At 31.5% G+C, this 26,692-nt stretch carries 24 protein-coding genes and 1 tRNA gene; 22 read left to right on the forward strand and 3 right to left on the reverse strand.

What is annotated here, in order from left to right; genetic code table 11:
* The first annotated feature begins 5 nt into the window (after nucleotides 1-5).
* Nucleotides 6-572, forward strand: coding sequence for an RNA polymerase sigma factor (locus N456_RS00045; RefSeq protein WP_062052629.1), 567 nt, complete (start codon nucleotides 6-8; stop codon nucleotides 570-572).
* Nucleotides 573-749: 177 nt separating this feature from the next.
* Here the strand turns inward: N456_RS00045 and N456_RS00050 are convergent, their stop codons facing one another.
* Entirely contained in the window at nucleotides 750-1,760 is a 1,011-nt protein-coding gene (locus tag N456_RS00050; protein WP_062052630.1) for a helix-turn-helix transcriptional regulator, read from the reverse strand.
* A 96-nt stretch (nucleotides 1,761-1,856) separates the two neighbouring features.
* Between N456_RS00050 and N456_RS00055 the strand changes: the two genes are divergently transcribed.
* The 20 genes from N456_RS00055 to N456_RS00145 all read left to right on the forward strand — a co-directional run bounded on the left by N456_RS00055 (nucleotide 1,857) and on the right by N456_RS00145 (nucleotide 24,413).
* Complete coding sequence (locus tag N456_RS00055; protein WP_205410235.1) at nucleotides 1,857-3,242, forward strand: RtcB family protein; 1,386 nt, start codon at nucleotides 1,857-1,859, stop codon at nucleotides 3,240-3,242.
* Nucleotides 3,243-4,331: 1,089 nt separating this feature from the next.
* Nucleotides 4,332-4,405: transfer RNA gene (locus tag N456_RS00065), tRNA-Cys, on the forward strand.
* On the forward strand, nucleotides 4,381-4,650 hold the full coding sequence (locus N456_RS23555; protein ID WP_148639120.1) for a hypothetical protein: 270 nt from the start codon (nucleotides 4,381-4,383) through the stop codon (nucleotides 4,648-4,650). Before N456_RS00065 ends, N456_RS23555 begins: the two co-directional genes overlap by 25 nt.
* Before the next feature lie 153 nt (nucleotides 4,651-4,803).
* Nucleotides 4,804-4,998, forward strand: coding sequence for a hypothetical protein (locus tag N456_RS00070; RefSeq protein WP_205410236.1), 195 nt, complete (start codon nucleotides 4,804-4,806; stop codon nucleotides 4,996-4,998).
* 212 nt (nucleotides 4,999-5,210) lie between these two features.
* Entirely contained in the window at nucleotides 5,211-5,351 is a 141-nt protein-coding gene (locus tag N456_RS24150) for a hypothetical protein (protein WP_158447795.1), read from the forward strand.
* Nucleotides 5,352-5,875: 524 nt separating this feature from the next.
* Nucleotides 5,876-6,976 carry a slipin family protein gene (locus N456_RS00075; RefSeq protein WP_062053016.1) on the forward strand — a complete coding sequence of 367 codons (1,101 nt, stop codon included), beginning with the start codon at nucleotides 5,876-5,878 and terminating at the stop codon, nucleotides 6,974-6,976.
* 165 nt (nucleotides 6,977-7,141) lie between these two features.
* The gene (locus N456_RS00080) at nucleotides 7,142-7,546 is read left to right on the forward strand and encodes a DUF983 domain-containing protein (RefSeq protein WP_062052633.1); all 405 of its coding nucleotides are present in this window, start codon (nucleotides 7,142-7,144) and stop codon (nucleotides 7,544-7,546) included.
* On the forward strand, nucleotides 7,539-8,171 hold the full coding sequence (locus tag N456_RS00085) for a Crp/Fnr family transcriptional regulator (protein ID WP_062052634.1): 633 nt from the start codon (nucleotides 7,539-7,541) through the stop codon (nucleotides 8,169-8,171). Before N456_RS00080 ends, N456_RS00085 begins: the two co-directional genes overlap by 8 nt.
* Nucleotides 8,172-8,244: 73 nt before the next feature.
* Complete coding sequence (locus N456_RS00090; protein ID WP_062052635.1) at nucleotides 8,245-9,984, forward strand: SulP family inorganic anion transporter; 1,740 nt, start codon at nucleotides 8,245-8,247, stop codon at nucleotides 9,982-9,984.
* 82 nt (nucleotides 9,985-10,066) lie between these two features.
* Nucleotides 10,067-11,476, forward strand: a complete 1,410-nt coding sequence (locus N456_RS00095) for an MBL fold metallo-hydrolase (protein ID WP_062052636.1) — start codon at nucleotides 10,067-10,069, stop codon at nucleotides 11,474-11,476.
* A gap of 347 nt (nucleotides 11,477-11,823) precedes the next feature.
* Nucleotides 11,824-13,329: a pyridoxal phosphate-dependent decarboxylase family protein gene (locus tag N456_RS00100; RefSeq protein WP_062052637.1), complete on the forward strand. Its 1,506-nt coding sequence runs from the start codon at nucleotides 11,824-11,826 to the stop codon at nucleotides 13,327-13,329.
* A gap of 11 nt (nucleotides 13,330-13,340) precedes the next feature.
* Entirely contained in the window at nucleotides 13,341-14,675 is a 1,335-nt protein-coding gene (locus tag N456_RS00105; RefSeq protein ID WP_062052638.1) for a lysine N(6)-hydroxylase/L-ornithine N(5)-oxygenase family protein, read from the forward strand.
* Nucleotides 14,676-14,704: 29 nt separating this feature from the next.
* Nucleotides 14,705-15,916 (forward strand): MFS transporter, encoded by a 1,212-nt coding sequence (locus N456_RS00110; protein ID WP_240315454.1) that lies wholly within the window; start codon nucleotides 14,705-14,707, stop codon nucleotides 15,914-15,916.
* Between the two features lie 11 nt (nucleotides 15,917-15,927).
* The gene (locus N456_RS00115; protein WP_240315455.1) at nucleotides 15,928-18,387 is read left to right on the forward strand and encodes a GNAT family N-acetyltransferase; all 2,460 of its coding nucleotides are present in this window, start codon (nucleotides 15,928-15,930) and stop codon (nucleotides 18,385-18,387) included.
* A gap of 18 nt (nucleotides 18,388-18,405) precedes the next feature.
* Nucleotides 18,406-19,017, forward strand: coding sequence for a GNAT family N-acetyltransferase (locus tag N456_RS24785; RefSeq protein ID WP_062052639.1), 612 nt, complete (start codon nucleotides 18,406-18,408; stop codon nucleotides 19,015-19,017).
* 5 nt (nucleotides 19,018-19,022) lie between these two features.
* Nucleotides 19,023-20,864: an IucA/IucC family protein gene (locus N456_RS00125; RefSeq protein ID WP_062052640.1), complete on the forward strand. Its 1,842-nt coding sequence runs from the start codon at nucleotides 19,023-19,025 to the stop codon at nucleotides 20,862-20,864.
* Between the two features lies 1 nt (nucleotide 20,865).
* The gene (locus N456_RS00130; RefSeq protein WP_062052641.1) at nucleotides 20,866-21,519 is read left to right on the forward strand and encodes a nitroreductase family protein; all 654 of its coding nucleotides are present in this window, start codon (nucleotides 20,866-20,868) and stop codon (nucleotides 21,517-21,519) included.
* Nucleotides 21,520-21,524: 5 nt separating this feature from the next.
* Entirely contained in the window at nucleotides 21,525-22,460 is a 936-nt protein-coding gene (locus N456_RS00135) for a sterol desaturase family protein (protein WP_062052642.1), read from the forward strand.
* Nucleotides 22,461-22,471: 11 nt separating this feature from the next.
* Entirely contained in the window at nucleotides 22,472-23,581 is a 1,110-nt protein-coding gene (locus N456_RS00140; RefSeq protein WP_062052643.1) for a heparan-alpha-glucosaminide N-acetyltransferase domain-containing protein, read from the forward strand.
* A 4-nt stretch (nucleotides 23,582-23,585) separates the two neighbouring features.
* Nucleotides 23,586-24,413 (forward strand): crotonase/enoyl-CoA hydratase family protein, encoded by an 828-nt coding sequence (locus N456_RS00145; RefSeq protein ID WP_062052644.1) that lies wholly within the window; start codon nucleotides 23,586-23,588, stop codon nucleotides 24,411-24,413.
* Nucleotides 24,414-24,537: 124 nt separating this feature from the next.
* Here N456_RS00145 and N456_RS00150 read toward each other — a convergent pair whose 3' ends face one another.
* Nucleotides 24,538-25,083, reverse strand: a complete 546-nt coding sequence (locus tag N456_RS00150; protein WP_062052645.1) for a flavodoxin — start codon at nucleotides 25,081-25,083, stop codon at nucleotides 24,538-24,540.
* Nucleotides 25,084-25,179: 96 nt separating this feature from the next.
* Here N456_RS00150 and N456_RS00155 point away from each other — a divergent pair, with 96 nt between their 5' ends.
* Nucleotides 25,180-25,539, forward strand: coding sequence for a hypothetical protein (locus N456_RS00155; protein WP_062052646.1), 360 nt, complete (start codon nucleotides 25,180-25,182; stop codon nucleotides 25,537-25,539).
* A gap of 37 nt (nucleotides 25,540-25,576) precedes the next feature.
* On the opposite strand, the gene N456_RS00160 is transcribed toward N456_RS00155, so the two are convergent.
* Nucleotides 25,577-26,590, reverse strand: a complete 1,014-nt coding sequence (locus N456_RS00160) for a helix-turn-helix domain-containing protein (protein ID WP_148639121.1) — start codon at nucleotides 26,588-26,590, stop codon at nucleotides 25,577-25,579.
* Nucleotides 26,591-26,692 lie beyond the last annotated feature (102 nt).

Consider the following 26,692-nt stretch of genomic DNA (forward strand, 5'->3'; position numbering starts at 1 on the left):
TTATAATGAAGAGTAAAGATCAAGTAATCATAGCAGGAATTATTGAAGGAAATGAAAGAATACTAACTTGCTTTTATAAGGAGAATATAAAGTATATAGAGGGATATATTCTTCGTAATTGTGGAAACACCGAAGATGTAGAAGATATCTTTCAGGATGCTTTAGTATTGTTATATCAGAAATTACGCTCAGGACTTTTAGAATTAAGAGTACCTGTAAGAACTTATTTTTATGGAATTTGTAAAAATCTCTGGAGGAATCGATTAAGAAAAAAGAAAAAACTAATTATTGGAGATGAGCATCATTTTTTAGAAGAAGAAGCTAATGATTCTATAATAATAGATATCGAAAATCAAGAGAGAGAACACCTTTATAGAAAATACTTTCAAAAACTCGATACCAAATCTAAGAAGCTTTTATGTCTTGTTTTTGAAAGAAAATCAATGAGAGAAATTTCCAAAATCACAGGCTACTCAGAGGGATATGCCAGAAAGAAGAAATTTGAAGCTAAAAAAGAACTTCTAAGAATGATTGAAGAAGATCCAGTGTACAAAGAACTAAGAGATATATGATGGTATTAATTAAACTTGTTTACAATAAGATCAAATAATAGAATCTCTAAATTCTATTATGTCTCCTTGGTTTTTTTAATTGACATAGTATTTTAATATGCTAATATCTTGTCAATAATTTTGTGTAATGATTTTGTTGATTTCCATGATTCTAAATTTATTAAGTTGAGAAAAATATTAACAATATAACCCAACCCCTTTCTCTAGTCGTTCTTTAATCCTTTTACGAAGTCGTTTAGGTTGTATAACTTCTAGACTATCTCCAAAACCTAACAATAAACGTTCTAGTTCAAAATTAATTTTTACAATGATTGTAATAACAATACTCCCATCCAAGTTTTCTTGTTCGAGAATCTGAGAATGATGTAAAGGTTTTGTAATTACATAAGGAGCATTATATGCATTGAGATAAAGTCTAATAGGAGTGGGACGCTCTCCCTGGTTTACAGTTACCCCTATGACATCTTTATAAAACTGATCAGGATCAAAATTAGTATCAACATACGAGGTCTTAAAATCGTAATCGATGCTAATAATCCTATCTAATGCTAAATTTGAAATTCCTTTTGCTTCATTCCTTTTACCAATTAAAAACCATCGGTTATTAAACTCTTTTAGGATATATGGGTGAAATGTAATAAGGCTAGCCGATTTAGCTTTAAAAGATTTGTAACTAAGATTTAATACCACTTTTTTCAAAATAGCTTGATATAATTCATCCAAAAAATGAAGACCTTTTAGGTTTTCATTTTTATCCATATGTATAATCGATTTATTTTTGGTCTTTTCGGTATATACTTTATCCTCTAAGCGTTGTATAATCCCTCCAAGTTCTGTAAAAAGAGAAAAATCCTTAAATTGCTTTAACATTTCTACAGTTTCACTTAAGACATTCATGTCATTTTCTGTAATAGGAATATCTGTAATCGAAAAATCAGAATCATCATACCTATAATACTTACGATCATACACTACTATTGGAGCATTATACCCCAATTTATCACTACGCATCATTTGGATATCTAATTGTACTGTTCTTTTACTTACGGTAGTATCCTTACCTTCATACTCATATAATGCATCAGAACAAGCTTCAATTAACCGTTCTAATGTCCATTGTTGGTTAGTGTTTTGTAAACACTTATCAATAGTTTTATATCGAATTAAAGCGTTTTTGTTTAATGCCATTTTTTTAGTATTTATCTCAAAGATATAAAAAGAATATAACTACGCATAAATATTGCGTAGTATAAATGCATCTTTGTACCATCAATTATAAATACTATGGAAAACAAAATAAATATTACAGGAAAAACATTAATAGAGTTAGGATTCAGGTCAGGGAAATGGTTCCCAGAAGCAATCGATCATATTAATGTAAATCAATTAGAAGGAGAAGCAAGAGATCGTTATTTAGAGCAATTTAAGTCTCCACCAGTATTAGAATTACATCAAGTAGCTATTCCATTGCAGATTAATATTAGAGCAGAAAACGAATTAGAAAAAACTAATGTAAACTCTGTAGTAACATCAATGCATACATTGATGAGAACACCAACTATAGTTAATGGAGCAGTGATGCCAGATGCATGTCCTACAGGAGCTAATGGAACAATTCCTGTAGGAGGAGTTGCAGTAGCAAAAAATGCAATTCACCCAGGAATGCATAGTGCGGATATCTGTTGCTCGGTAATGCTTACTGATTTTGGAAAATCAGATCCTAAAACAGTTTTAGATACAGCACATAAGAATACACACTTTGGACCAGGAGGGAGAGATCGAAACAAGCAATATAGATTTCCGGATGAACTATTAAAAGATTTTGAAAGTAATGGTATGTTGAATACTGAAAAAATGATCCAAGCGGCAAGATCACATTTAGGAACACAAGGAGATGGAAATCATTTTTTATTTATTGGTAGATCCAAAAAAACAGGAAACACAATGATGATTACACATCATGGATCAAGAGGTCCTGGAGCTAATTTGTATACTCAGGGAATGAAGATTGCAGAACGTTTTAGAAAAGAATTATCACCGGAAACATTAAAACAGAATGCTTGGATACCTTTTGATACAGAAGAAGGGAAAACCTATTGGGAAGCATTACAAATTATAAGAAAGTGGACAAAAACAAATCATGAGGTAATCCATAATGCGACATTAGAAGCATTAAAAATTGAAGCGATAGATCGATACTGGAATGAGCATAACTTTGTATTTAAGGATAAGGATTTATTCTATCATGCTAAAGGAGCTACTCCTTTAGATCCCAAGTTTATGCCAGATATAACAGGACCAAGGCTGATTCCGTTAAACATGTCTGAGCCAGTTTTGATTGTAGATGGAGCAACTACAGAAACCAATTTAGGATTTGCACCACATGGAGCAGGACGTAATATGAGTAGAACCCAACATAGAAAAAGTAAAACAGGGACTTTTCAAGAAATTTTTGAAGAAGAAACAAAAGGATTAGATGTTCGGTTTTTTTCTAATGAGATTGATATTACAGAACTGCCAAGTGCTTATAAAAATGCCGAAACTGTAAGAAATCAGATGGATGAATTTAGATTAGGAACTGTTATTGATGAGGTAGTACCGTATGGATGTATTATGGCAGGGGATTGGCAAAAAAATGCACCGTGGAAGAGAAGAAAGAAAAGAAGATAAGAACTTAAAATAATAAAAATACAAGTTAAAAAAGGAACTCTGTATTAAGTTTTTAATTTATAAGCTTAATACAAAATGAAAACATATGAAAACAAGAAATTTTACAATTACACATTAAGTCACAAAAGAAAAAAGAGAACACGAAGTGCGAAAATTTGGTGGAAAAGTAATTCTTGGGAATATCGGAGATATTTAAGTAAAAAGTATCGTAACAAGTGTAAAACTATATTGCGAAAGAAATTAGTATACGAAGAAATAGAATTTCCATTATACAAAAAAACGTTATGGTGGGAAGCATAAATTAATGATAATTGAAAAAGGGATTTAGAAGTTTATCTAGTTTTCATAAAAATCTAATAGAATTGAAATTTTATAAAATCTTTTAGAATTCAAGAAATAATCTCATATTTGTATAATAAAATGACACAAAGTAGGATACATACCGCATCAAAATCACTGTTAAATCAGTGTGATTACCGATGGATTACTGAAAAATCTAATCGAAATAGGGCGCTGTGTAACTATTTTATATCTTTTTTATAAAGTGATTTAAAACAAAACTAGATATAACCGTAAGCGTCCAAGAAATTGGACGCTTTTTTTATGATTTTTTTTAAAAAATATGGATAAAAGTTAAGTAGTACATAAAAAATAGTATTTGGAGGCTAAGCATCAGAGAAACAGACGATTGCCAGATTATCCAAAAATCCGTTATTAAACGGACAGGAATTTCCATGCTTTTTTTGAAAATAACTAATTGATTATCAGATAAATAAATTCAAAAAAAGCTTGGAAATTAAAAATATGTTTTGATCTTTGTATCGCAATCAAAACAATAAAAATTAAGATTGCCTTCATAATAGTTAATGATAAAATATATAAAAATGATACCGAATAATTCACAACATATTACCAAACGACTCTTTAACGAGCAAAGAGAATATTGTTCTGATCGAAACAAAATAGGTGTCTACTTTATAGAAAGGATGATGATAAGCACATAACTTATACATACATCAAAATAAAAAAAGACGCCCGAACAAGGCGTCTTTTTTTATGCCTTTTTTTAAAAAAAGATAGTATAAAGAGGACAAGGTGGCTGAGTGGTTAAGGCTACAGATTGCAAATCTGTTTTTTTATGAGTTCGAATCTCATCCTTGTCTCTATGCTTAATGCTATCTGTTCCACTCGATTATTTAAAAATAACATTCAACCAATTCATTTTAGTATTATGAAAACAGATGTAACTACAACAAAAGGAAAAATCCAGAAAAAGAGCTTATGGATCACTAAAGTACTATCTAAGTGGGGCTCTAATTATATCAATGCGATGAGCAAAGCTTTATATCCTACCGAAACTAAAGAAGGGAAAAGTAAAAATGACATACATCGCATTTTTTACAAATGATTTTTAGTGTTACGCAAATAGAATGCGTAGTATGTTTTCATCTTTGTATTGTAATTAAAGCAAACCTTCTATTGATGGGGTATAATAGAGGTTTGGAGTAGTGCCCTGCTACATTATAGAAAAGGTAGCAGGGTTATGATAAAAGAAAATGAAATGATAAAAAGAAGAGAATTTATTGTTGAAGCAGAAAAAGATAATCAAGACATTCTTTATGATTGGATTAGTAAAAACAGAAATCAGTTGGTTTATGTTTCTAATGAGAAAGGATGTGGTTGCTGCGTTAGTATTTTCGAAATAGAAGGAGAAGAAGAAATAGTAGAAACTTTTCCGATGGAAATATTAATATGAAAAGAAAAATAGAATAAGAATTCGGCCTATGCCGAAGTAAAAATATCAAGTAAGTCTTGTTGCGTGCTTCTGTATAGCACCATTGTATAAGGGATTGCATAAGATGTATAATTACCTTATATACAACTTGACTTGAAGGTTTGTTTATTACCAAAAATAAACATTTCTGTAGCTGTGGGTTCGATTCCCACTCTGTGAAAACAGATAGTTTAATGGATAGAACAACAGATCATCTATGTGGGTTCGAATCCCGCTATCCTATTGGATATGGCGAAATTGGTAGACGCACCAGATTACGGTTCTGGCAGATATGGACTCATAATCCATCTTTTTTAAAGCTGATCAACTTATAAAACTGATCTCCAGCCTGTCACGCTGTAAAATATGATAGAAACTGTGATTGCAAGTCGGTTACTATAGTATTCTTGCTATAGTAGCAGTCTAGAAAGTACTTTGAAATAGTAGTGATGTTATTATAAGAGATGCATACTTTTTTGGATTCAGATTTAGGAAACTTAAGATTTTTTTTAGATACTATGTTCTTTGATCTCTTTGCTTAAAACTATGTGTGGAATGTATAAACACACCACTGTTTCCGTATTAGAAAGATGATTTGCTTTCACTGTTTTTTTTTAATAAAAATAGCATAAGGGATAGAAACAATACCCTTTTTTACTGTCCTGCACTTGTCTAAGGAAAGATAAAAAGATACAGCGAATAGCCCAATCTCTTTTAGTAATAGTAAAAAGAGGACATGCTCTACTAATAAATATACTTCAGGAGTAAGAAATACTACCCGATATTTCTAATTGAAGTAGACAAAACCTCAGTTATGAGAATTGTCATTTAATTAATGTTTAATAAAAAAATAAAAAGAATGAAACGAGTAAGAATTAATGCGGGCAAAATAGGTTTAGTTTTCCAAAAAGGAGATTATAATCATGTAATTGCCCAAGGAACTCATTGGTTAGGATTTAATGAACGAGTGATACAGTATGACCTTACCAAACCTTTTGTAGCACCAGTAGCACTGGAACTCTTACTACAAGATAAGGAGTTAGAGGCGATGTGGCATATAATAGAAGTAAAAGATAATGAAATTGTATTAATGTATGAGAATGATAATTTTAAAAATGTATTGGTTGCTGGTCGTTATATATACTGGCGAGACTTGATAACATATAAATTTATAACTGTAGATCTTAGTAAAATCTATATTACAGAAAAGATAGATAAGTCATTGTTTAACCATTTTGCATTGAATAAGTATATCAGAACTTTTGAAGTTGCTGCTTATGAAAAAGCAGTATTAATCGTAGATGACGTATATAACAAAATTTTAGAAAGCGGTACATATCGTTTTTGGAGAAATGATATCTCTATTAAGATCGCTAAAGTGGATTTACGTCAATTACAATTAGAAATCTCTGGTCAAGAATTATTGACTAAAGATAAAGCCGCTGTTCGGATTAATTTTTATACACAGTACAAGGTTATAGATATCGAAAAAGCTTTATTGGAGAGTAAAGATTATGAAAAACAATTGTATATCACCATGCAATTAGCATTGCGAACCTATATAGGAAATTATACTCTGGATGAACTTTTAGAGCGTAAGGAGAATATAGCATTAGCAGTATTAGAAGATACGAAAGCAGAAGTGACCAAACTGGGAGTAGAGATCTATAATTGTGGTATCCGAGATGTGATTCTTACAGGAGAAATGAAGGAGATTATGAACCAAGTACTTGTGGCTCAAAAACGAGCACAGGCTAATATCATTACTCGTAGAGAAGAAACAGCCTCAACTCGTAGTTTACTGAATACGGCTAAGCTTATGGAAGAGAACGAGATGCTTTACAAGCTTAAAGAAATGGAATATGTAGAAAAAATAGCTGATAAAATTGGAGAAATTAGCGTTTCGGGCGATGGAGGTATGGTAAAACAATTGAAAGATATATTCTCGGTGAATAAGTAGGTGTGTAATGAAGTGCGTTAGCTGTTACAGCTAACGCACTTTTTATGATAGACTTATAAATACTATTTACTTTTTGTTTTATAGAAAAGATTAGAATTCTTCTGTAACTTTTGTTACTGAATTAGATATAAAGAAGAAGTATTTTTATGATTCTAAAAAAATGATATGTTTTTAAAAGGAACAAAATTATACGCTATTTTATTTCTGAAATGTCCAAGGTGTCAAGAGGGGGCATTTTTAGAATCTAGCCCTTATAACCTATCCCAATTCAATAAGGTTAAAGAGAGGTGTCCTGAGTGTGATTTAAAATATAGTTTAGAGCCAAGTTTTTATTATGGATCGATGTATGTATCTTATGGAGTAGGAATTGCTGTAGCCGTTGCAGTTTATGTAATATCATTAATTTTAGGACTTACATTAACACCAATAAGGATTTTTATTGCAATTGTTACTGCCCTTATAGTATCAATGCCATATATTGGAGCAGTCTCAAAGTCAATATGGGCAAGTATGTTTTTTAAATATGATAAAGACATAGCCACAAAAATAAAGCATCATAAAAATGATTAAAGAACTTAAAGCAAGCTATGGAGATCTTTTTGAAGCTGAATTGATTAAAGAAATAGTGCAAGTTGGAACATTTAAAGAAGTACCTGCAGGATTTAAACTAATGGATATAGGAGACTATATAAGAGGAATGCCTTTATTAGTTTTAGGGGTTATAAAGGTATTAAGAGAAGATAAAGAAGGAGATGAACTCCTATTATATTATTTAGAAAAAGGAGAAACCTGTTCTATGTCAATGACCTGTTGTATGGGGCAAACAAAAAGCGAAGTAAGAGCTATAGCAGAAACGGATGCTAAACTTATCATGATTCCTATAAGAAAAATGGAGGAGTGGACTGCTAAGTATAAATCATGGAGGAATTTTGTATTCGAAAGTTATCATAATCGTCTAAATGAAATGCTACTTACTATAGATAGTATTGCCTTTGATAAAATGGATGAAAGACTGTTACAATACCTTAAGGAAAAAGCTCGTGTCAATAATAATGATGTTATACATAATACACATAAAGAAATTGCATATGAACTTCATAGCTCTAGAGTAGTAATTTCTAGATTACTTAAAAAATTAGAGAATTTAGGAATAATTGAGTTACATAGAAATTATATCAGAATTATCAATATATAAATAAGCCCTTTGTAACTAATGTTACTTAGAAAAAACCTATAAGATACTACTTTTGATACCAGATTCTTAAGGTATGTTAAAACAATATTTCCCTATATTCGATTGGTTAAAAGACTATAAAAAATCATATTTTTCTGGTGATGTTTTGGCAGGATTGACTGTGGGGATTATGCTTATTCCTCAAGGAATGGCGTATGCAATGATTGCAGGGTTACCTCCTGTTTTTGGATTATATGCATCACTAGTTCCTCAGGTTATATATGCTATCATGGGTACTTCGCGTCAATTAGCTGTAGGACCTGTCGCTATGGATTCACTATTAGTAGCTTCAGGATTAGGAGCACTTGCCATATCTGAGATAGAAGATTATATTATTATGGCAATTTTCTTAGCCTTTTTTATGGGAACTATTCAATTGATTTTAGGAATATTCAGGATGGGTTTTTTAGTAAATTTTCTTTCTAAGCCTGTAATCAATGGGTTTACATCTGCAGCAGCAATCATTATAGGTTTAAGCCAGTTAAAACATTTGTTAGGGACAGAAATTAAGCGAAGTAATCAAGTGCATATCCTATTACAAAATACGATCAAAACAATCGAATATACTCACCTATATACTCTTCTCATAGGTATTGCTACTATTGTATTGATTAAAGGGGGACAAAAAGTAAATAATAAACTTCCCGTAGCACTTGTAGTTGTGACTCTAGGGATTATTAGTGTTTATTTCTTAGGACTACATGATTTAGGAGTTAAAATAATTGGAGCTGTACCAAAAGGATTACCCAGTTTTGAAATTCCGTTAATAGGTTACTCAAGGATCTCCGAACTTATGCCAATAGCACTAACATTAGCTCTTATTGCTTTTATGGAAGCAATATCTGTAGCTAAAGCAATTGAAGAAAAACATTCAGAATATGAAGTTGATGCCAACCAAGAATTAATTGCTCTTGGGATATCGAACATAATTGGATCTTTATTTCGATCGTATCCAACTACCGGAGGTTTTTCCAGAACGGCAGTGAATGATCAAGCAGGGGCAAAAACTGGTATAGCAGCTATAGTGAGTGCTTGTATCGTAGGATTGACACTATTATTTTTAACGCCCTTATTCTATTACTTACCCAATGCAGTGTTAGCAGCGATTATTATGGTTGCAGTTTTTGGTTTGATAGATATAAAATATCCTATCCAGCTTTTTAAAAACAGAAAAGATGAATTTGCATTACTTATAATAACCTTTTTAATAACACTAACTATAGGGATTAAAGAAGGGATTTTATTAGGAGTTTTTATTTCATTATTGTTGTTGATTTATAGAACCTCGCTACCACATATTGCAGTATTAGGAAGGATTGAAAATACTAATTACTTTAGAAATATTGAAAGATTTGACTCAAATACAAAAGTTGATGATACGATACTAATAATTCGTTTTGATGCACAATTGTTTTTTGGCAATAAAGACTATTTTAAAAAAGAACTTTATAAAAATATACAAATTAAAGGAGGGATAGAAGTCTTAAAAGTAATTATTCTTAATGCAGAATCAATTAATTATATTGATAGTAGTGCAGTCTACATGCTTACCCAGCTAATTATTGATTTAAAAAATAAAGGGATACAATTCCTAATAGCAGGTGCTATTGGACCTACACGGGATATCTTATTTACTAGTAAGCTTATTGATGTTATTGGAGAGGATCACCTTTTTGTACATACAAGCGAAGCGTATAAATATTGTGATACTCCCGAAAAGAAAACAGTAGAACAAGAAATTATAACATTACAGGCTAAAAAGCATTTATTGTAAATTTTGCTGATATGTAACTAAAGTTACTGTATATGCTCTAAAATCTTGGTAGTTTTACACTCTAAACTTAAAACATACACTAATGAACGTTGAACAAATTTATACAGGTTGTCTTGCACAAGGAGCATATTATATCGAGAGTAATGGAGAAGCAGCTATTATTGACCCATTGAGAGAGGTAAAGCCTTATTTAGATAGAGCTAAACTCGACAATGCTAAAATCAAGTATATTTTTGAAACACATTTTCATGCAGACTTTGTAAGTGGTCATGTTACTTTATCGAAATCAACAAAAGCTCCCATTGTATTTGGTCCTAATGCTAGCCCAGCATTCGATGCTATCATTGCTGAAGATGGTCAGGAATTTAAATTAGGAGATAGCACTATTATTGCCCTGCATACCCCTGGACATACAATGGAAAGTACCACATACTTATTAAGAGATAAGAACGGTAAAGACCACGCTATTTTTAGTGGTGACACACTCTTTCTAGGAGACGTAGGAAGACCAGATTTAGCTCAGAAAGCAGGAGAATTAACAGAAAAAGATTTGGCAGGTTATTTATATGATAGTTTGCGGATAAAAATAATGCCCCTAGCTGATGATGTGATAGTATATCCAGCTCATGGTGCTGGTTCAGCTTGTGGTAAGAATATGATGAAAGAGACTGTTGATACTTTAGGGAATCAAAAACAAGTGAACTATGCTTTGAGAGAAGATATGTCCAAAGATGAATTTATTACAGAAGTGATTGATGGACTATTACCACCGCCTAAATATTTTCCTCTCAATGTGAAAATGAATAAAGAAGGATATGCTGATATTGATGAGGTATTAGAGAGAGGTACCCGAGCTTTATCACCAAAAGAATTTGAAACAATTGCCAATGAAACAGGAGCTGTGGTTTTAGATATACGTCACCAGGATAAATTTGCTAAAGGACATATTCCCAGATCTATTTTTATAGGATTAGATGGTAGTTTTGCTCCTTGGGTAGGAGCACTTATTGCAGATGTAAAACAACCGATCTTATTAGTTACAGATGCAGGGTTTGAAGAAGAAGCAGTAATACGATTATCTAGAGTAGGATTTGATAACACTTTGGGGTACTTAGAAGGAGGTTTTGACGCTTGGAAGAAAGCTTCTTTAGAATACGATGTAGTTAGTACTATTACTGCAGCAGATTTTAAAAAAGAATTAGAAAAACAAAAACAACCAGTGTTTGATGTACGTAAGGAAAGTGAGTATCTGTCAGAACACGTTTTAGAAGCAACCAATACACCATTAGATTTTCTAAACGATTATTTAACAACGTTTCCAGACAATCAGACATTCTATGTACATTGTGCCGGAGGTTACAGAAGTATGATAGCTTCTTCAATATTAAAAAGCCGAGGGATTCATAATCTAATTGATGTCCAAGGTGGATTTAAAGCAGTACAAGAAGTGGGTATTCCTGTTTCAGACTATATTTGCCCTACTACACTATAATAGTATATAAAAGAACTAAATAAGTTCTTTATTTAGTTCTTTTTTTATACATAAAATGATAAACAATTCTTAAACTTCTGTTTATTTAACTCCCTAGGCTTTTTTTTATATTAGTACTTATGTTGTAGTGGAGAAAAAGAAATTCATGATATTTTATGAGGATAAAATTTAATAATGAATGATGTTTTTATACTTCTATGATACAGTTAGTTAAAGTAATAAAACTATGTATAGATTTTAAATATTAAAAAACTCACGTCATTTTTTATCCGATTCACGTCATTTTATTATTTCTAAAGGTCGTTAGATTTGCATTTAATCTTATTTAGACCAAATAAAAATAATATATGTTATCTGATTCCCAACTTACCTTAAAACCTAGTCTGGCGGTAGATCATCTTCTTGATGCCCATTCTAAATATGAGTATGAAGAATATATACAAAAGGCAGTAGAATATATCAAATCTTTTTTAGACAATGATAGTTTTTATAGTGGAGCATCCACAGAATCTTTAAGAGCTTATAACGACCGTATTGCCATACAGTCAGAAACAAATATAAGTCTTGATCAGGCACTACGAGAAATCAAAGACGTATTTCTAGATCATGCTATTTCTTTTCATCATCCTCATTATGTAGCACATCTTAATTGCCCTGTTTTATTACCAGCTTTGGTAGGAGATTTAATAGCTTCTTCTGTCAATACAGCTATAGAAACATGGGATCAAAGCACTTCGGGAACTTTGATAGAACAAGAAATAATTCGCTGGATATGTGATGTAATGAATCTCCCGCCAGAGTCTGATGGAGTTTTTACTAGTGGGGGGACACAGTCTAATTTTGAGGCTCTTCTGATTGCCAGAGATCATTATGCATTTACACATTATGGAATAAACCTCAAAGAGAATGGTTGGTCTGATGAGGTTAGTAAGTTCCGTATCTTTTGTTCTGATAAAGCACATTTTAGTGTTAAGAAAAATGCTGCACTGTTAGGTATGGGCTATGGTGCCGTAATTCCTGTAGAGACTGATGATAAGATGAAAATGAAAGTGGATACTCTAGTACAAGCAATAGAAAAAGAAAAACAACAAGGTAATATCCCGATCGCTATTGTAGCTACTGCTGGAACAACGGATTTTGGAAGCTTTGATCCTTTAGAAATAATTTCTAAAATAGCAAAAGAATATAATATCTGGTTTCATATCGATGGTGCATATGGAGGTTGTTATGCATTAACAGATACTCATAAACATTTGCTTAAGGGTACAGCATATGCTGATTCTATTACTATTGATTTTCATAAAACATTATTTCAGCCAGTATGTTCTAGTGCCTTTTTGATTAGAGATGCAGCATATTTTAAATATGTATCCTATTATGCAGACTACCTGAATCCTCTAGAAAACCGAAACGAACAGCAACCAAATTTAATAGAGAAATCTATACAAACTACTCGTAGATTTGATGCTCTAAAATTATGGTTTACTCTAAAAGTTGTAGGAGTTAAAACCTTAGGGAGTTTTTTAGAAAAAGTACACTACCTAGCCTTAGAGGCATACTATACGATAAAGGATGATATTTACTTTGAAGTAGCTCATAAACCAGAACTCAGTACACTGGTATTTCGGTTTAAAACCCCTGGAGTCATTAATGATAATCTGCTAGATCAAGTAAATTTACACATTAAAAACACACTTTTTAATTCGGGAAAAGCATCGGTAGCAAGCACTAAAATTAATGATAAAACGTATCTAAAATTTACATTGCTAAATCCTAGAACAACAATGGACGATCTTTTGCAGGTTATCACAATGATTAAAAAACAAGGGGTACTTTATACTACTAATAATTAAAAATCAAAGCAATGAATGACACTAAAATAATAGATTTTGTAGCAGTAGGTATTGGCCCCTTTAATTTAGGTTTGGCATGTCTTACGCAACCGATTGATACTTTAGAAGGAGTTTTTTTAGACAAAAAACCAAAATTTGATTGGCACCCAGGAATGTTGCTTCAGGATACAACGCTTCAGATCCCCTTTATGGCAGATTTAGTGACACTTGCAGATCCTACTAGTCCATTTAGCTTTTTAAATTATATTAAGAAACAAGGGCGTATATATTCTTTTTATATTAAAGAAAATTTCTTGTTACTTCGTAATGAATATAACCAATACTGTCAATGGGTAATACGACAATTACCTAACTTGTTTTTTAATACAGAAGTAACTCATATACAATATGATGAAAAAGATGAATGCTATGTTGTAACTTCTAAGTGTATTGAGACAGATGAACTAAAAATATATAAAGCTAAAAAACTGATACTAGGTACAGGGACTCAACCAATAGTCCCAGAATGTTGCCAGACGTTAAAAGGAAAAGCAATTCACTCCTCATCATATTTGCAGCATAAATCAGTGTTGCAGTCTAAGAAATCAATAACAATACTAGGAAGTGGGCAGAGTGCAGCAGAGATTTTTTATGATCTTCTACAGGATATTGATACAGAAGGATATCAGTTAAACTGGATTACCAGATCACCAAGATTTTTTCCATTAGAATATGCTAAGTTAACTTTAGAAATGACCTCTCCAGAGTATGTTGATTATTTCTATGAATTACCTCAAGCTAAAAGAGACCATTTAGTAAAAAACCAAAAACATCTCTTTAAAGGAATTAATCAAGACCTTATTGCAGATATATACGACATGATTTATACTAAGCAACTAACAAATGAAGGTGTAAAGATCACTTTACGTACTAATTCTGAATTGACAGATGCTAAGTACCATGATACAGAGGAAGTATTTACAATGGAGTTACATCAAGTAGAACAAAATAAACGATATCGACACCAAGCAGAAGCCTTAGTATTAGCAACAGGTTATGCATATCATATACCAGAATTTATAGAGGGAATTACAGACCAAATACAATGGGATGATCAAAATAGATATGCAGTACACCGTAACTATAGTATAGATAAAGAAGGTAAAGATATTTTTGTGCAAAATGCAGAATTGCATACTCATGGATTTGTTACACCCGATTTAGGAATGGCATGCTACCGTAATTCTTTTATTATAAAAGAACTTACAGGAAAAGAATATTATCCAATAGAGAAACGTATTGCTTTTCAACAATTCGAGGTAACCGAAGAAGAGGAGATTAGTATTGAAACTTCTGTTCTAGAATAATTTATAGATCTCATAGGTTTACAAAACCTATGAGATCTACTTATACTAAACTAATGGGCTTAAAAAAAAATCTTATACTGATGACTTTGGTAGCAGTAGTAAGTGACTATATGTTACATCCTTTTTATCCTCAGTTTTTTGAAACTCGATTCGGAGTTACAGATCCTAAATATGTAGGGTACTATTTTGCTGCAATATGTTTTATGGTTATGATAGCATTTCCATTTTGGGCATATATTTCCAAAAAAATAGCAGAACTTAATATTTTAGTATATACCCAGTGTATTGCAGGAGTATTAGCACTATACTGTTATTGGACTACCTCTTATGTCAATTTTTGGGTATTTTCCTTATTGATGATATTATTTAAAGGAAGTTATCTACTGGTGTATCCTTACATATTAAAAATTATTAGTAAAGAAGAACATACCACCACTATAGGAATATTATCTGTAGTAGTACATATGGGAGGAATCTTAGGAGCTGTGATAGGAGGGTTTACAGTAGATTTTATAGATGCTAGTTATATTTTTCTAATTATGGCTATTGGAGATTTTGTACAAATGGGTATGAGTGCATATTTAATAAGAAGTAAAAAATATGATACTAATACCGTTATAACAACTACAGTAACTTCTGATAAGAAAGATAGCTTAATACCTAACGGGTTTATTCTTAAGATAGGGCTTATTACAATGGTCTTATATTTTAGTGATTTCTTGATTCGTCCATTTTTTTCGTTGTACTGGGAGAGTTTATCAGAATATGATGGTAAACTAATTTCTGGGAGTATCTATGCTATACCAGGATTTGTAGCATTATTAGCATTATGGGTTAATAGAAAGTATGGGTCAGAATCAAAATATCAAAGTATTACATCAGCATTATTTTTAGGAATGATAGGAATTCTACTTCAGGGAGTACCTATTAGTGGAATTGTAATCATAGGAAGAATTATCTATGGTTGGGCTATTTTCCAAGGAGTAGTACGTTTTGATGTATTACTGTTTGAATACAGTACGCCAGATCGTTATGCTATTGATTATAGCAAAGTACATTTTTTTCAGAATCTAGGGATATTAATATCTTCTTTTTTAGTAGGTATCATTGTAGATCAGTATGGATTAACAATTCCTTTTACAGTAGCACTTTTAGGTTTTATTATATCATTAGCGATGTACTACCTTATAATCCGTAGAAAACAATTTAGAAGACACATAAAACAACTAGCAAAAACATAAATAAGGTATCAATGGTAGATAAAAAACAGACAGCTTATGTAATGCATTCAGGCAAGGAGTATGAGTTTTCGTCATCATATGATAGTTTTGGCGATATACATATACGACACTTTGATGTAGAAAAGGATAGTAATGTATTGTATGACTGGGTACATCGTGATTATGCTATTTTTTGGGGGATGCAACAACATTCTTTAGAAGAAGTGAAAAAGGAATATGCTAAACTAGTAGAGCCAGATCATTATGATGTTTTTGTAGGAGAGTATAATCACCAACCCGCTTTTATACTAGAGCGATATCATCCCCAAAAAGATCTTATAGGAACTCATTATGATGCCAAAGATACTGATTGCGGGATTCATATTATAGTAGCTCCACCACCTGTGGAGAAAATTCAAAACTTTACCTGGTACATTTTTGATGCAATTATGAATTTTGTATTCACAGATCAAAAAATAGAACGCATCCTCGTAGAGCCTGATATAAGAAATAAAAAAATGTTTGCGATATGCCAACGAGTAGGATTTAAGCTCAGTACGATAGTAGAACTCCCTCATAAAACGGCACAGTTAGCCTTTTTAACCAAAGAAATACACCAACAACTTAAAATAATTCCACAAATTAACAAACGAAGTGCAATGAATACCCTAGATAATGCCGTTTCGCCACAGCAATCCATATCTCATATCCAACCAGAATTATGGGCTAAAGCAAATACACTATTGATCAAAAAATCCATTTGTGAATTTAGCCATGAATTACTCATAAAACCTGAGATATTAGTATCACAAAACGATGGTTGGAATACATATGTAGTAACTACAGATACTCCTTTAATTCAATATAAATTTGATGCGAAACCGTTAGCATTAAATCACTTATGGATTGAGACTGCTTCTATAGAAAAATACAAAGAAGAACAGCCAGTGCCACTCGATGCAGTTCTTTTTATTAAAGAATTTAGAAAACAGCTAGGGATTAGTGATAAAGACATGCCAGTGTATCTAGAAGAAATTATTAGTACACTATATGGTAGTGCTTTTAAACATGCAAAAGGAAATCCAGTAGCCTCAGACTTAGTAACGGCAGGTTTTCAGACGATAGAACAATCAATGATGGAAGGGCACCCTGGTTTTGTAGCGAATAACGGAAGAATAGGATTTGATAGTAGTGATTATAGAGCATATGCGCCAGAAGCAGGAAATTCTTTTTCTTTAATATGGTTGGCAGGTCATAAAAATAATACAGTATATGCTGCTACTGAAGAGTTACCATATAAAACATTACTTCAACAAGAATTAGAAGAAGAGACTATAGTAGGCTTTAATACTATTATAAGAGACAAAGGTTTAAATCCAGATGATTATTTCTTTATACCAATGCATCCTTGGCAATGGTTTAATAAACTAGCTAATATATTTTCTTCAGAAATTGCTAATGGAAACCTGATTTGTTTAGGGTATGGACCAGATCAGTATCTAGCCCAGCAATCTATACGTACGTTGTTTAATAACTCTAATCCTCATAAGTTCTATACTAAAACAGCACTTTCTATTCTAAATATGGGGTTTATGAGGGGATTACCTCTATATTATTTAGGAACAGCACCTAAAATGGCTGTTTGGTTAGAAGAGTTATTATATAATGATTCTTATATAAAAGAAACAGGATTTAAAATGCTAGGAGAGATAGCTTCTATTAGTTACGTAAATCCATATTTCGAAGAGTTTGGGCCACATAACGATTATAATAAAATGCTAGCTTCTTTATGGAGAGAAAGTCCAGTCTCGGCAATAGAGAAAGGGCAAACACCGATGACAATGGCAGCTTTTTTACATATTGATCATCAGGGAGAAGCATTATTGCCTAAACTAATTGAAGCCTCGGGAGTATCCATATCTGATTGGTTACGTAATTATTTTAAGGCATACCTGAGCCCGTTAATACATTGTTTCTATCATTTTGATTTGGTATTTATGCCTCATGGAGAAAATATAATTATGGTGTTGGAAGAACATATTCCAGTAAACGTATTGTTAAAAGATATTACAGAAGAAGCTTGTATTCTAAGCCCAGAAGTAGCTCTTCCGGAGCACTTAAAACGTATGTATGCAGCTGTACCAGAAGATGTAAAATTACTATCAGTTTTTACAGATATCTTTGATGGGTTCTTTAGGTTTATGTCGCATATTTTGGTTGAACACGCAGGATATGCAGAAGAAAATTTCTGGCAATTAGTAGCAGAAAATATCCATGACTATCAAGAGCAGTATCCAGAAAAAGAAGCAAAATATAAGCAATATGATCTTTTTGCCTCTGATTTTCATCTATCATGCCTCAATAGGTTGCAATTACATAATAATAAGCAAATGATAGATTTAGATGATCCAGTAGCATTATTACAGTTTGCAGGAAAATTACAAAATCCTATTGCAACATATAAAAGACAAAAATCAACTTCTTTAGTATAACAATAATAAAACCTGTTTATGAATAACGCTGTGATACGACCGTCTATTATTTTTTATAAAACAATTAAAGGTCTTGGAGATATAAGCTTACGATTATTGGATATAGAAAATGACATAGAAATAATCCATAATTGGGTAACGAAGCCGTATGCTACGTATTGGGGAATGCAAGATCATACTTTAGAAGAAGTAAAACAGGCTTATCAACAAATTATAGAAACAGAGCATCACGATACTTTTATAGGGCTGTTAAATAATGAACCTATCTTTTTAATGGAGCGTTATCAGGTATTAAAAGATCCCATATCAGAATACTATGATGCTAAATTAGGAGATTATGGAATGCATATTTTGGTAAGTCCTGTAGAAAAAAGAATTCCAAATTTTACATGGCATGTATTTACAACGATATTAGATTACTTATTTAGTAATCCTACTGTAGACCGTATTGTAGTAGAACCAGATGTGAGAAATGATAAAATTCACATACTTAATAAGAAAGCAGGGTTTGTATATCATAAAGAAGTAGAATTACCACATAAAAAAGCAGCATTAGCATTCTGTGAGAGAGTATCATATCATAATGCTGTAAAAGCGGAAGAACATAAAAATAATATTCCCAAAAATTAAAATTGATGAATATCATAGATCATATAACAAACACAGAGATTAACCATACTCATTTAAAACCTGAAATTTGGGAAAAAGTAAATAAAGCTTTAGTAAAAAAAGCAATTAGCGAATTCACTCATGAATTACTTTTAAAACCAGAGCTCCAACATCAAAGAAAAGATTGGGGGAAATATATTTTAGTCTCTGATGTACCAGAAGTTATTTACGAATTTAAGGCTAAAAAACGAAGCTTAGATCACTGGAATATTGATGCGGATTCTATCCTAAAAAAACAAAATGGAGAGCTTACAACGATAGATGCAGTACATTTTATTTTAGAATTTAGACAGACATTAGGTATTCCAGAAGATTTGTTACCTACTTATCTCGAAGAAATTACGAGCACATTATCTGGAGCAGCATACAAAGATTATTATAAAAAACAGTTTGCCGAGGATTTGGTACAAAGCAGTTTTCAGGATATAGAACATGCTATGACAGAAGGGCATCCATGTTTTGTAGCGAATAACGGAAGAATAGGTTTTGATGCAGAAGATTATACTAAATATGCTCCCGAAGCAGACCATCCATTTCAGATCATATGGTTAGCAGGACATCAAAGTAAAGCAACATATACTGCTGTAAAAGGATTTGATTATAATGCTTTAATGCATAAAGAATTAGGAGTAGCCACCATTGCTAAATTCAATAATATATTAGAAGATTTAGGATTAGATATAGAGTCTTATATTTTTATACCTGTACATCCTTGGCAGTGGAATAATAAGATACTGCATATTTTTGCAGCTGATATAGCAAACTTGGATTTGGTTTTTTTAGGAAACAGTGAAGATCATTACTCAGCACAGCAATCTATTAGAACATTATATAATACTACTACCCCTGATAAGCTATATACAAAAACAGCCCTTTCAATTTTAAATATGGGATTTATGAGAGGACTGTCTCCGTATTATATGCAAAGTACACCCAGTATTACTGCTTGGATTACTGATTTATTTGCAGATGATAACTATCTTAATGAGGTCGGTTTTACAATGTTAGGTGAAGTTGCTACAGTTGGATATCGAAATCTTACGTACGAAGTTTTAGGTAAAACGAATGCTCATAATAAAATGCTTTCGGCATTATGGCGAGAATCACCTATCGCTAAAATAAAAAGAAAGCAAAAGTTGATGACAATGGCTGCATTTTTACATGTAGATAGTACTGGTACTCCATTACTAACAGAGCTGATAAAAGCATCTTCTTTTGATACAACTATCTGGTTAGAGAACTATTTACAATGCTACTTAAGCCCGATATTACATTGCTTTTATGCATATGAGTTAGTATTTATGCCACATGGGGAGAATCTAATAATGGTTATGGAGGATCACGCTCCTGTAAAAGCGATAATGAAAGATATTACAGAAGAAGTTATTGTTTTTAACTCAGAATTAGAATTACCAGAGCATGTAGAACGGTTATATACAGAAACTTCTGATGAGATGAAAGTCCTATCAATTTTTACAGATGTATTTGACTGCTTTTTTAGGTTTATGGCAGATATACTTGCAGAACATGGAGAATACCCTGAGGAATCATTCTGGAAATTAGTAGCAGACTGTATACATATGTATCAGAGAAATCATCCTGAATTAGAAGCAAAATTTGTAAAATATGATCTTTTTAAACCAGAATTCGAGAGATGCTGCCTTAATCGATTACAATTAAATAATACCAAGCAAATGTTAAATCTGGCATCTCCGATAGAAAGTTTACAACTCATCGGAACTCTTACTAATCCTATAGCAGTATATCGTAATAATAGAATACCAGCACCTGTTGTAAGCACGATATAAAATGAATACAAAATTAGGATATATAGAAGATCGTAGTAATGGAGTAACTAAAGAAAAATTACATCCTATAAGTCGATGGATCAGATCAAGAAAATCAACATATGCTTTTTCTTTTATAGATAAAGAGATACCACTTTCGATTATAGAAGAGATCGTAACTAATGGACTTTGGGCTCCAACACATAAAATGACACAACCTTGGCGATTTGAAATTCTTATGGGGGCTCATCATAAAGATCTAGGGCAATACATGCTTGATTTTTATAAAAAGCATCTATCAAAAAAACAGTTCCCTGAGTCTAGATATCAAGATACGTTAGAATATCCAAAAAATGCAACGATGTTGGCTATAGTTTTTCAGCGTAGTAAGAACGTTGACATACCAGAATGGGAAGAAATTGCAGCAATCTCCTGTGCAGTGCAAAACATGTGGCTTACAAGTACTGCTAGGGGGATCGGCTGTTATTGGGATACTGCAGAGGCGACAATACAATATTGTAATGAATCATTAGAACTGGCACCAAATGAAAAAAGCTTAGGGATTCTTTATATGGGATATCCAAAAGAAGAATTAAAAGAGCGGAGTAGAAAACGAAAACTATTATCCAAAAAATTAAATCATAATTATAAAAAAATCTGTAACCTGTTTTTTTAAAAGATATGAAGGAGACAATTCAAATATGGTTAGATAAATTTCAGAGTATTTCGGGAATTCTTATTATCGTTCTTGTAGTTATAGAATGGACTATTTTATTTATAACAAAAAAAATAGAGAGTCATAAAGAAGGTGTTATCAATATAGTCTCCTATATATTAGAATCCATTCCATATATTTTTTTAGGAAAAGTGGTGATTCTAGGAGTGATGATGTGGTGTTATGAATATCGCTTATTTACTTTAGGATATGAATGGTATATATGGGTGTTAGCATACCTCTTATATGATTTTATGTTTTATCTGTTGCATTACATAGGGCACAAGGTTCGATTTTTTTGGTGTATACACGGGGTGCATCATACCGCAGAAGAAATGAAACTAACAGTAGCAGTACGAGGATCATTTCTTATTTTTTTACATATGCCGCATACTATATTATGGCTTCCTTTATTAGGGTTTGATCCCTTCATGATTTTTATAATTGAATTAGTTGCTAACTTATATGGGTTATATGAGCATGCTAGTGAAAAATTGGTAGGAAAACATTCTTGGCTAGAAAAAATATTTATTAGTCCTTCATTACATAGAGTACATCATGCTAAAAATCATAAATATTTAGATACTAATTATGGAGAGACTTTTTCTATTTGGGATAAAATTTTTGGAACGCTACAAGTAGAATTAGATGATGAAAAACCAGTATATGGATTAATGGGAGACAGTATCGATAGCGAAAGTTTATGGCAGATTCAGATAGTGCTATGGAAAGAACTCTGGAACGATATGAAAACAGCATCTAAACTGTCTGATAAAATAAAATATTTGTTTATGTACCCAGGTTGGAATCATATCGATGGAGGTAAAAAAGCAAGTGATTACAGGTCCGAAGCTTGGATAGAAGATGAAATAATAAAACAAACACACAAAAAGATAGTATAACAGTAGAACTAATGAAAAATCAAGAAAGAGTTTTGGCTATTGATCTTGCAAGAGGTTTTAGCGTATTAATGGTAATTATTGTACACACACTTTGGATATATGGAGATATCCCCACACAGACTAGTACATGGTTAGGAGAAAGTGTACATTTTATAGGTAAAGGAACCCCAATGTTTTTAATTGCTATGGGGGTATCCTTTACATTATCCAGAAATCAAAGCATTATTTTATCTATAAAACGGGCTTTATATATTTTGGCAGCAGGATATCTTATGAATTTCTTAAAATTTGTCCTCCCTGTTTTAATAGGTACTATGCCCGATAATTTTATAGAAGCCTATGGTTGGACAGCTCCTGCTACCATAGATAATATGATCTATATGTTAGGGACAGGAGATATACTTCAATTAGCAGGAGTATCCTTACTCTTTATGGGTATTATCAATACGTTTTCTAAAAATAAGTATATACCATTATTAATAGCATTAATGATAGCTGTAGTAACCAAGGAGGTGCATGGTCTCCGATTAGGGATAGTAGGTGTGGATTATATTCTAGACTTAATTTGGGGAGCAGAGTGGAATGTATATTTTGCTGTATTTCCTTGGTTTTCTTTTATACTTATAGGGATGTTTTTTGGGATGTGGTATAAAGAGAAAAATAAAAGTAATGCTTATATATTTAAAAGAATGCTTTTTGCAGGTATTGCTTTAATGATAATAGGAGGAGGATTATGTTTTTATGATTATGAGTATCACTTTGGGGATTATTTTCACCTTGGTCCAGGAGGAACTATTTATCTAGCAGGATTTAACTTAGTAATAATGTGGATTGCTAATATGTTGGTCTCTAAGATAAAACCAAATAATTTTTTTCAGTTTTTATATTACTGTAGTAAGCGAGTGACTACGATATATATGACTCAGTGGATAATTATTTGTTGGGGTATGGGAATATTAGGCTATCAACAATTTGGTATTACAGGAGTGCTAATTTTAATCTTATTATATGTCATTTTAACATTAATGATTCAAAGATTAATATTAGATAGGTTGTTTTCGCCAAATAAAGCGAAGACTCAGACTATAGAAAAGAATACAATGACAATCCAAAAATTATAGTATTATGAGACAATTTGATAGTATTACTGTAGAATATTTTAGAGATCATGAGTTATTGTTTTGGAAAATCAGAGATACAGGGGTACCAAATTTTTGTTTAAAAGGCCTTCAAGAATTTAGAGAGTTTGCAGTTTGGGTAAAGGAATATTTTTCACATCCAGATCGTCCTCTTAAGTTCATTGTTTCTGGATCAGAACACGATGGGATTTATAATATGGGAGGAGATCTTGGTTTTTTCTTAGAGAGTATTAAATCAGGGAATAAAGACAATTTATCAACCTATGCTCATTTATGTATTGATGCAATTTATAGTATTTATACCTCTTTTGGGCTTCCAGCCATTACTATAGCATTAGTAGAAGGAAACGCATATGGTGGAGGGTTTGAATGCGCATTAGCCCATGATTTTATTATAGCAGAGGAGAAAGTTAAATTCTGTTTACCCGAAAATAAATTTAATTTATTCCCTGGGATGGGAGCATATAGCTTGCTGTATAGAAAATTAAATACTGCAGATGCTGATATAATCCTAAAAAGAGGAAAGACATATACAGCAAGATATTTAGAATCATTAGGGTTAGTAGAAAAATTATCAAAAAAATACATGGAGGTTATATCGTTATATGATTTTGTTTCAAAAATTATAGAGCAATTTAATTTTGAATATCACCATATACAATGCAAAAAAATTGTTTTTCCATTAGCTAAAAAAGAACTTCTGGAAGTTACAGATTTATGGGTAGAAGCATGTATGAAAACAGATGTATTTGATCTTCGAAAAATGGAAATTCTTGTAAATGCTCAAACCAGAAAAGCAAAACTAGAATTATAGTGAGAAAATGTTTTTTTAATCCTACAATTAATTCTTTAAAATAATTTTATTGACTTGGGTAGTATAGTATTATACATTACGTATATTGATGATACTACCCAACTTTTAGAAACTATATAAAATATTATGCAGTAATATATTCTTCTGTTATAAAGGGTTTTAACTCTACCCGTATCTGATCAATCCATTTTTCTAAACGTTCATCACTTAATTGAGATTCATTATCATGATCTATGGCAAGTCCATAAAAATGATCATCTTTTTCTTCTATTAAGGCTACAGAATCGGTAAATCGATACCCTTCTATAGGCCAATGACCAATAATTTTACCTCCATTTTCTATAACAATTTTAGCCAGTATGCCAATACCATCTACAAAATATTCTCCATAACCTATTTGGTCTCCTAATCCATAAATAGCAACCACTTTTCCTGTAAAATCAATTTCTGTAAAGTCATCATAGAAAGCCTCCCAGTCACTTTGTAAATCTCCATCATACCATGTTGATAGTCCAAAAATGAAAATATTAAATTCTTCAAAATCTTCTTTAGATACATCTCCTATTTCTCTCACATCTAATTTATCAGCACCCCAAAGAGATACAAAATCTTTAGTGATGTCATCAGTACATCCTGTATCTGACCCGTAGAATAAACCAATTTTTTTCATAATAATCATAATTTAATAATAGTACAAAAATATATTATTTTTAATTATTCTAAATAAAAATAATGTAATAAATTTGAATACTTAAAATTTAAAGACATGTATATTTTAGACCCATTATATTATAATAGCACAGGAGCAGCTTACACTATAAAGAATTCTCAAAAACAAGATAAACCAGAACCCAAAATACAATTACAGATAGGAGATATAGCTATTTTGATGGATACTAAAGAATTACAATCGCTCTTGCTTGTTATTCGGTCAGCTAGAAAAGGGTGCCAATGCGATCAATGTAATAAACAAGGGACTTACAAAACAATAAAGTGTAATACTCCTCAAGCAGAAATTAATTTTAAGTTAACTCCAGAGATTTTAGATGGATTAGAAGAATTAGTATTAGGAGTTTTATTTCAGGAAGAGTATAATACTATTCTAGAAGATAATCAGATACATTAAGTTTATGTATTGCATCAGTTGGATCAAGCAGAGCATGCTATTTTATCGATTCTAAATCTTTTTGTCTATAGTTTTTAGGAGTAATACCTTCTATTTTCTTAAAAGCAGCTGTAAAATGAGTAGAATTTTTATATCCAACTAATTCTGAAATCTCATAAATAGGTTTTTTACTATGTTTTAGCAATTTTTTTGCTTTAGTCATTCTTAGATTGAGTGCATATTCAAAGATTGTAGTGTTAAAAACTCGTTTAAATTCTTTTTTAAGCATAAAATCATTAAGCCCTACCATACGCGCTAATTCATTAAGAGAGTATTGTATGGTTAGATCTGAACTGATAATAAATTGAACTTCATATAATTTTTTGATAAGATTATCAGGAGTAGAGGTATCTGTTTTAGAATTATTTTTTATATCCAATTGTAGTGATAATAATTCTAATACTTTTGATTCTAAGAATAGACGTTTTAACAATCCTTGGCGAGTATCAGTTAGTAATTCTGCCAATATTTCCTGAGTTTTGTTGCATAAAGGTTTAGTAAAATTTTTTTCAAGATTTTCTAAAGCATATTTTTCTTGAATACCGGATTCTATATCAAGCCTGTGTTTTTTGATAAAATCAGGATCCATCCTAATTTTAATTTCTTTTAAGTGTTTATTTTTATGATACTGTATAGTTCCAGAAATTTTGGATATGTATACAAGATAGCTTTCCTGACTTTCATAAATGAGGTCATTAGATTTTCCATCAATTTTAATGATTTGTTCTCCATCAATTAAGAAAGAGAGTTCCAGAACATTGATAGTATAACTACCATAAATGCTAAGATCCTTTTTTAGCGAAACATCAAAAAAACCTACCTGTAGTCCATCAAAACTAGTATATTCAAAATATCCATTACCATGTTCTGGTAGAAATTGAAATTTTTTAGTAAGTATTCCACAGTGTTCCTGTGTAGTAATTGGCGCAGTAATAGTATGTAAGGTAGGTTTGTTTTGTAAATCTACTTTTATTGTTTTTGAGAATTTTTTATTGCGTCTTTTTTTATCCATAATGCGTCATTTTTCTCTTTCCTTAGATAGTAATTTTGCAATTAAATTTATTTAGATCAAATATAAATAATAATATATGTCTAACTAAATTGTTTAACAAAA

Source organism: Aquimarina longa SW024, assembly GCF_001401755.1.
GTDB lineage: Bacteria > Bacteroidota > Bacteroidia > Flavobacteriales > Flavobacteriaceae > Aquimarina > Aquimarina longa.

What these genes read in the sequence shown, in the direction of transcription:
- N456_RS00045 (WP_062052629.1), top strand. Translation starts at nt 6, where the DNA reads ATGAAGAGTAAAGATCAAGTAATCATAGCAGGAATTATTGAAGGAAAT.
- N456_RS00050 (WP_062052630.1), bottom strand. Translation starts at nt 1,760, where the DNA reads ATGGCATTAAACAAAAACGCTTTAATTCGATATAAAACTATTGATAAG.
- N456_RS00055 (WP_205410235.1), top strand. Translation starts at nt 1,857, where the DNA reads ATGGAAAACAAAATAAATATTACAGGAAAAACATTAATAGAGTTAGGA.
- N456_RS23555 (WP_148639120.1), top strand. Translation starts at nt 4,381, where the DNA reads ATGAGTTCGAATCTCATCCTTGTCTCTATGCTTAATGCTATCTGTTCC.
- N456_RS00070 (WP_205410236.1), top strand. Translation starts at nt 4,804, where the DNA reads ATGATAAAAAGAAGAGAATTTATTGTTGAAGCAGAAAAAGATAATCAA.
- N456_RS24150 (WP_158447795.1), top strand. Translation starts at nt 5,211, where the DNA reads ATGGATAGAACAACAGATCATCTATGTGGGTTCGAATCCCGCTATCCT.
- N456_RS00075 (WP_062053016.1), top strand. Translation starts at nt 5,876, where the DNA reads ATGAAACGAGTAAGAATTAATGCGGGCAAAATAGGTTTAGTTTTCCAA.
- N456_RS00080 (WP_062052633.1), top strand. Translation starts at nt 7,142, where the DNA reads ATGTTTTTAAAAGGAACAAAATTATACGCTATTTTATTTCTGAAATGT.
- N456_RS00085 (WP_062052634.1), top strand. Translation starts at nt 7,539, where the DNA reads ATGATTAAAGAACTTAAAGCAAGCTATGGAGATCTTTTTGAAGCTGAA.
- N456_RS00090 (WP_062052635.1), top strand. Translation starts at nt 8,245, where the DNA reads ATGTTAAAACAATATTTCCCTATATTCGATTGGTTAAAAGACTATAAA.
- N456_RS00095 (WP_062052636.1), top strand. Translation starts at nt 10,067, where the DNA reads ATGAACGTTGAACAAATTTATACAGGTTGTCTTGCACAAGGAGCATAT.
- N456_RS00100 (WP_062052637.1), top strand. Translation starts at nt 11,824, where the DNA reads ATGTTATCTGATTCCCAACTTACCTTAAAACCTAGTCTGGCGGTAGAT.
- N456_RS00105 (WP_062052638.1), top strand. Translation starts at nt 13,341, where the DNA reads ATGAATGACACTAAAATAATAGATTTTGTAGCAGTAGGTATTGGCCCC.
- N456_RS00110 (WP_240315454.1), top strand. Translation starts at nt 14,705, where the DNA reads ATGAGATCTACTTATACTAAACTAATGGGCTTAAAAAAAAATCTTATA.
- N456_RS00115 (WP_240315455.1), top strand. Translation starts at nt 15,928, where the DNA reads ATGGTAGATAAAAAACAGACAGCTTATGTAATGCATTCAGGCAAGGAG.
- N456_RS24785 (WP_062052639.1), top strand. Translation starts at nt 18,406, where the DNA reads ATGAATAACGCTGTGATACGACCGTCTATTATTTTTTATAAAACAATT.
- N456_RS00125 (WP_062052640.1), top strand. Translation starts at nt 19,023, where the DNA reads ATGAATATCATAGATCATATAACAAACACAGAGATTAACCATACTCAT.
- N456_RS00130 (WP_062052641.1), top strand. Translation starts at nt 20,866, where the DNA reads ATGAATACAAAATTAGGATATATAGAAGATCGTAGTAATGGAGTAACT.
- N456_RS00135 (WP_062052642.1), top strand. Translation starts at nt 21,525, where the DNA reads ATGAAGGAGACAATTCAAATATGGTTAGATAAATTTCAGAGTATTTCG.
- N456_RS00140 (WP_062052643.1), top strand. Translation starts at nt 22,472, where the DNA reads ATGAAAAATCAAGAAAGAGTTTTGGCTATTGATCTTGCAAGAGGTTTT.
- N456_RS00145 (WP_062052644.1), top strand. Translation starts at nt 23,586, where the DNA reads ATGAGACAATTTGATAGTATTACTGTAGAATATTTTAGAGATCATGAG.
- N456_RS00150 (WP_062052645.1), bottom strand. Translation starts at nt 25,083, where the DNA reads ATGAAAAAAATTGGTTTATTCTACGGGTCAGATACAGGATGTACTGAT.
- N456_RS00155 (WP_062052646.1), top strand. Translation starts at nt 25,180, where the DNA reads ATGTATATTTTAGACCCATTATATTATAATAGCACAGGAGCAGCTTAC.
- N456_RS00160 (WP_148639121.1), bottom strand. Translation starts at nt 26,590, where the DNA reads ATGGATAAAAAAAGACGCAATAAAAAATTCTCAAAAACAATAAAAGTA.